Origin of the sequence: Amaricoccus sp. (assembly GCF_017995835.1) — a bacterium.
Lineage (GTDB): Bacteria > Pseudomonadota > Alphaproteobacteria > Rhodobacterales > Rhodobacteraceae > Amaricoccus.
In genome coordinates this window covers 1-6,013 of sequence record NZ_JAGOID010000138.1, presented here as the reverse complement: position 1 = coordinate 6,013, position 6,013 = coordinate 1, and the positions used below count along the sequence as shown (strand labels likewise).

Genomic DNA, 6,013 nt, shown 5'->3' with positions numbered 1-6,013 from the left:
GATGTATGGCGACACCGCCGACGGCAACTGGTTCTTCGGCCAGCTCAAGGACCAGACCGACGTCTCGCAGATGCGCGACACGCTGATCTTCGGGCCAGCCTATGACGGGGGCGCCCCCCTGGACCCTATGGCGGCCGTTGCAGCCTTGCCGGATGAGGCAGAGATCTGCGGCTGCAACGGCGTCTGCAAGGGTCGGATCACCAGGGCCATCGCCGACGGCGGGCTGACCACGCTCGAGGAGGTGCGCGCCGTCACCAAGGCCTCGTCCTCCTGCGGAACCTGCACCGGGCTCGTGGAGCAGGTGCTGGCGCTGACCTTGGGCGACGGCTTCGTCATGCCCACGGCCAAGCCGGTCTGCAAGTGCACGGACCTTACCCACGAGGACGTGCGCCGGCTGATCAAGGCGCGCGCGCTCAGGTCCATGCCGGCGGTGATGCAGGAGCTGGGCTGGAAAACCTCCTGCGGCTGCCACGTCTGCCGGCCGGCGCTCAACTTCTACCTGCTCGCCGACTGGCCCGACGACTACCGCGACGACGGGCAGTCGCGCTTCATCAACGAGCGCGCGCACGGCAACATCCAGAAGGACGGCGCCTTCTCGGTGGTGCCGCGGATGTGGGGCGGCGTGACCACGCCAGCGGAACTCCGCGCCATCGCCGACGCCGCCGAGAAGTTCAACGTGCCGATGGTCAAGGTCACCGGCGGCCAGCGCATCGACCTGCTCGGCGTCCGCAAGGAGGACCTGCCGGCGATCTGGGGCGACCTGAACGACGCGGGACTCGTCTCCGGCCACGCCTACGCCAAGGGGCTGCGCACCGTGAAGACCTGCGTCGGATCGGAGTTCTGCCGCTTCGGCACGCAGGACTCGACCGGGCTCGGCATCAAGCTCGAAAAGCGGCTCTGGGGATCGTGGACGCCGCACAAGGTCAAGCTCGGCGTCTCCGGCTGCCCGCGCAACTGCGCCGAGGCCACCTGCAAGGACATCGGCATCGTCTGCGTCGACTCCGGCTTCCAGATCGGGGTCGGCGGCGCCGCAGGCATGGATGTGAGGGCGACCGAACCGCTCGCGACCGTGCCAGGCGAGGCCGAGGCGATCGAGATCGTCGTCGCCTTCGTCCAGCTCTACCGCGAGCACGGCAAGTATCTCGACCGGCCCTACAAGTGGCTCGCCAAGGTCGGCCTCGACTGGGTGAAGGCGCAGGTCGTCGACGACCCCGACAACCGCGCCGCGCTCGTCGCCCGTTTCGATCACAGCCAGACGATCTACCAGAAGGATCCCTGGGCCGAGCGTGCCGAAGGCGGCGAGCGGCACGAGTTCGCGCCATTGGCCGATCTTCGCATCCGGGAGGCAGCAGAATGAACGCGATGACCGAAACCTGGCTCGACATCGGCGCCGCGGACGAGATCCCGCTGCGCGGCGCGCGGGTGGTGAAGACGCCGCGCGGCTGCCTCGCGATCTTCCGCACCGGCGCGGACGAGGTTTTCGCCCTCGACGACCGCTGCCCGCACAAGGGCGGGCCGCTCAGCCAGGGGATCGTGCATGGCAAGGCGGTCACCTGTCCGCTGCACAATTGGGTTATCAGCCTCGAGACCGGGCAGGCCCAGGGCGCGGACGAGGGACGGACGCGCGCCCACCGCATCCGGGTCGAGGCCGGCCGCCTGCTGCTCGACCCCGCCGCGCTGACCGCATGAGCGTTGCAACCGCGGCCGTGCGCACCACCTGCGCCTATTGCGGCGTCGGCTGCGGCATCCTCGCCACGCCGGACGGCGCGGGCGGCGCGCGCATCGAGGGCGACCCCGATCACCCGGCGAACTCCGGCCGGCTCTGCTCCAAGGGCGCGGCGCTCGGCGAGACGCTGGGGCTGGAGGACCGCCTGCTCGCCCCGCGCATCGCCGGCAGGCAAGCCGGCTGGGACGAGGCCCTCGACCTGATCGCCGCCCGATTCCGCGCCGCCATCGACGCCGACGGCCCGGACAGCGTGGCGATCTACGGCTCCGGCCAACTCCTGACCGAGGACTACTACGTCGCCAACAAGCTGATGAAGGGCTTCATCGGCTCGGCCAACATCGACACCAACTCGCGCCTCTGCATGGCATCGACGGTCGCGGGCCACCGCCGCGCCTTCGGGTCCGACACCGTGCCCGGCACATACGAAGACATCGAGCTCGCCGACCTGGTGATCCTCGTCGGCTCGAACCTCGCCTGGTGCCACCCGGTGCTCCACCAACGCCTCGCCGCCGCCAGGGAGGCGCGCCCGTCGATGCGGGTCGTGGTGGTCGACCCGCGGCGCACCGCCACCTGCGAGATCGCCGACCTGCACCTGAAGCTCCGTGGCGACGCCGACGTCGCCCTTTTCAACTGGCTCCTGGCCGAGACCGAAAGCCGGGGCGTCCTCGACGCCGCATGGCTCGCCGCCCACGTCGACGGCTTCCCCGCCGCCATGGCGGCCGCCCGCCCGTGGGACCGCGACCGCACCGCCGCTGCCTGCGACGTCGACGCCGCCGACCTCGACATGCTCCTCCGCCTGTGGCTCGGCACCGAGCGCGTCGTCACCGTCTTCAGCCAGGGCGTGAACCAGTCGGCCTCCGGCACGGACAAGGTCAACGCGATCATCAACTGCCACCTCGCGGCGGGGCGCATCGGCCGGCCCGGCATGGGGCCCTTCTCCGTCACCGGCCAGCCGAACGCCATGGGCGGGCGCGAGGTCGGCGGCCTCGCCAACATGCTCGCGGCCCACCTCGAGCTCGAGAACCCCGCCCACCGCGCCGCCGTCCGGGATTTCTGGCGCGCGCCCCGGGTCGCCGACCGGCCCGGCCTCAAGGCCGTCGACATGTTCCGCGCCGCCGCGTCCGGCCGGATCAAGGCGCTCTGGATCCTCGCGACCAACCCCGTCGCCACCATGCCCGAGGCCGACGCGGTCGCCGCCGCGCTCGAGGCCTGTCCCTTCGTCGTCGTCTCCGACGTGACCGCGCGCACCGACACCGCGGCCCGGGCCCACGTGCTGCTGCCCGCCGCCGGTTGGGGCGAGAAGTCGGGCACGGTCACCAACTCCGAGCGCCGCATATCGCGGCAGCGCGCCTTCCTGCCGCTGCCGGGCGAAGTGCGCCCCGACTGGCAGGCGCTGGCCGAGGTCGGCAAGCGGCTCGGCTGGCCCGAGGCCTTCGCCTGGACCTCGCCGGCCGACATCTTCCGCGAGCACGCCGCCCTCTCCGCCCGAGCCGCTGCGCTCGGCCGCGACTTCGACATTGGCGGGCTCGCGAACCTCGGCGACGCCGCCTACGAGGCGATGGAACCGGTGCAGTGGCCGCTGGGCGGACCGGAGCGGTTCTTCACCGATGGCCGGTTCTTCACGCCCGATCGTCGCGCGCGGATGATCCCCGTCGACCCGCCGGCCGCCGCGCCGCCTGACGGACTGCGCCTCAACACCGGACGCATCCGCGACCAGTGGCACACGATGACCCGCACCGGCCGCGCGCCGCGCCTGACCCAGCACATCGCCGAGCCGTTTGCCGAGATCCACCCGGCCGACGCCGAACCCCGCGGCATCGGCCCCGCCGATCTCGTGGTCCTCTCCGCCCGCGGGCGCCGCGCCGTGCTGCGGGCGCTGGTCACCGACCGGGTCGCGCCGGGCAGCATCTTCGCGCCGATGCACTGGAGCCGCGAGACCGCGAGCGCCGGGGGCGTCGCCGCTCTGCTGGCCGCGACCGCCGATCCCCACTCCGGCCAGCCGGCGCTGAAGGCCGGAACCATCGAGGTCGCGCGCTACGCGCCCGCCTGGCACGGCTTCGCGATCAGCCGCCGCCGGCCGGCGCCCGAGGCTGCCTACTGGGCACGCGCCCGCATCGCCCGCGGCTGGCGGGTCGAACTCGCAGGCGAGGCGGAGCCGGATGACTGGGACGCCTGGACCCGCGCCGCCTTCGCTGCGCCGGAGGCGGAACTGGTCGCATGGGGCGATCCGGGCCGCGGCCGCCGTCGGGTGGCGCTGATCGAGCACGGCGCCGTCGTCGCCGCCCTCTTCGTCGGCCCCGAACCCGTCGAACTATCCCGCGCCCATCTCGTCGCCGCCTTCGGCGAGGCCGACGCGGCCGCCCTTCTGGCCGGCCGGCCGGGCGGCAGGGTGCGCGACTGCGGCCGTATCGTCTGCGCCTGCTTCGACGTCGGCCTCGAGACCATCGTCGACGCCGTCGCCACCGGCCGCGCCTCGACCGTCGCCGAGATCGGCGCGGCGCTTCGTGCCGGCACCGGGTGCGGCTCCTGCCGCCCCGAGCTCGCGACGCTGCTCGCCCCCGAGGCTCGCCGGCGCCGCGCATCCGGTCGCTAGCCCGGCGGGGACGGCGGTCTGATACCCCCCCTTGCGCCGGGCGGCCGGCGCATGGGCGTCAGGTCAGTATCCGGCGCCAGACATCGCGGTCCCCGTCCCGCGAGTGGGCGATCACGCTCTCGCGCAGCCGCTCGGCGAGCGGGGACAACGGACGGCGGCGCAGGTTCAGCAGGAAATAGGGCGGCACCCGGACGTCCCGGCGGACCGGCAGCGACGCGAACCGGGCGCTGACCGGCGGAAGCGCCAGCAGTTGTGCGACCTCCTGCGACAGGGCCGCGACCGCGTCGCTCTGCGACAGGTAGGCGATGATGAAGAGCAGCGACGGGCTGCTCAGGATGTTGGGCGGCTCGCCGAGCCCGAACGACGCGAATGCGGCGAGCGTCGCTTCCCGGATGGGCGCGCCGCGCTGCTGCATGATCCATTCATAGTCGAAGAGTTCGGTCAACGTGACCGCGGCGGCGCGGTTCAGCGGATGATCCTCGCGAACCAGAAACGAGACCTTCTCGTCGCGCATCGGCAGCATGGTGAAATCGCGGCTGTCGAACTCGGGAAGGATGCGCGCCAGCACGAAATCCAGCTCGCCGGCCGCCAGGCGGGTCAGCAGATCGCGCGAGGGCAGGACGTCGATGGTGATGTCGGCCTCGGGCGAGCGCGCCTTGATCTCGCGAACGGCCGAGACGAGATACCCGACCGCAGGCCCGGTCACGGCCCCGATGTGCGCGGAGCCGGCCAGTCCCTCCTGCAGGGCGCTGACATCGGCGGCCATGCTGAGCATCTCGCGCAGGATGACGCCGGTCCGGCGCAGAACCGTCCGTCCGATCTCGGTCGGCTCCAGTCCCTTCGGCTGGCGCAGGAAAAGCGGCGCGCCCACCCGCCGCTCGATCTCGGCCAGCATGCGCGAGGCGGCCGGCTGCGACATGGCGCAGGCCAGCGCCGCCAGCTGCAACTGGCCATGCCGGGCGATCTCGTGGAGCAGCCGCAGCTGACCGGGCTTCAGCATCAGGCGGGCTGGGGCGTTCGGCATACCAATTCCGACATGCAGTTTGCCAGTATCGTAATTTTACAATCATGCTGGAGAATTGCTAGCTGCGACCCACGCGGCCCCTTCCGGGGCGCGCGCAACAGGGAAAGCGGCCCTGCGCCGCCGTGGGGAGTACCATATGAAATTCAGAACGGCTGCGGTCGCGCTGGCGATCGGAGCGTCGTGGCTTGCCACCGGCGCGATGGCGGAAACGGTGGGCATCTCGATGCCGACCAAGTCTTCGGCCCGTTGGATCGACGACGGCAACAACATGGTCAAGCAGTTCCAGGAAGCGGGCTACGAGACCGACCTGCAATACGCCGAGAACGTCATCCCGAACCAGCTGGCGCAGGTCGAGAACATGATCACCAAGGGCGTGAACGTCCTCGTGATCGCCGCCATCGACGGCACCACGCTCTCGAACGCGCTGGCCAACGCCCAGGCCGCCGACGTCAAGGTCATCGCCTACGATCGCCTGATCCGCGACACGCCGGATGTGGACTACTACGCCACCTTCGACAACTTCCGGGTCGGGGTCGAGCAGGCGACGTCGCTGGTCGCGGGGCTGAAGGAACGCTCCCCGACACGAAGCCCTGGAACGTCGAGCTGTTCGGCGGCAGCCCGGACGACAACAACGCCTATTTCTTCTACGACGGCGCGATGTCGGTCCTCC

General features: G+C 71.5%; 4 protein-coding genes and 1 pseudogene. 4 read left to right on the top strand and 1 reads right to left on the bottom strand.

Annotated elements, in window-relative coordinates; genetic code table 11:
* The 3 genes from KBA23_RS15150 to KBA23_RS15140 all read left to right on the top strand — a co-directional run.
* Positions 1 to 1,357, top strand: a 1,357-nt coding sequence (locus KBA23_RS15150; protein ID WP_290742590.1) for a (2Fe-2S)-binding protein, incomplete at its 5' end; no start/stop codon positions are given.
* Positions 1,358 to 1,362: 5 nt separating this feature from the next.
* Complete coding sequence (nirD, locus tag KBA23_RS15145) at positions 1,363 to 1,689, top strand: nitrite reductase small subunit NirD (RefSeq protein WP_290742591.1); 327 nt, start codon at positions 1,363 to 1,365, stop codon at positions 1,687 to 1,689.
* Positions 1,686 to 4,319, top strand: coding sequence for a nitrate reductase (locus KBA23_RS15140; protein ID WP_290742588.1), 2,634 nt, complete (start codon positions 1,686 to 1,688; stop codon positions 4,317 to 4,319). The genes nirD and KBA23_RS15140 overlap by 4 nt, the downstream gene beginning before the upstream one ends.
* Positions 4,320 to 4,377: 58 nt before the next feature.
* On the opposite strand, the gene KBA23_RS15135 is transcribed toward KBA23_RS15140, so the two are convergent.
* Positions 4,378 to 5,343 carry a LysR family transcriptional regulator gene (locus KBA23_RS15135; RefSeq protein WP_290742585.1) on the bottom strand — a complete coding sequence of 322 codons (966 nt, stop codon included), beginning with the start codon at positions 5,341 to 5,343 and terminating at the stop codon, positions 4,378 to 4,380.
* A 136-nt stretch (positions 5,344 to 5,479) separates the two neighbouring features.
* Here KBA23_RS15135 and KBA23_RS15130 point away from each other — a divergent pair.
* A pseudogene (locus tag KBA23_RS15130) lies at positions 5,480 to 6,013 on the top strand (substrate-binding domain-containing protein); the annotation flags it as partial.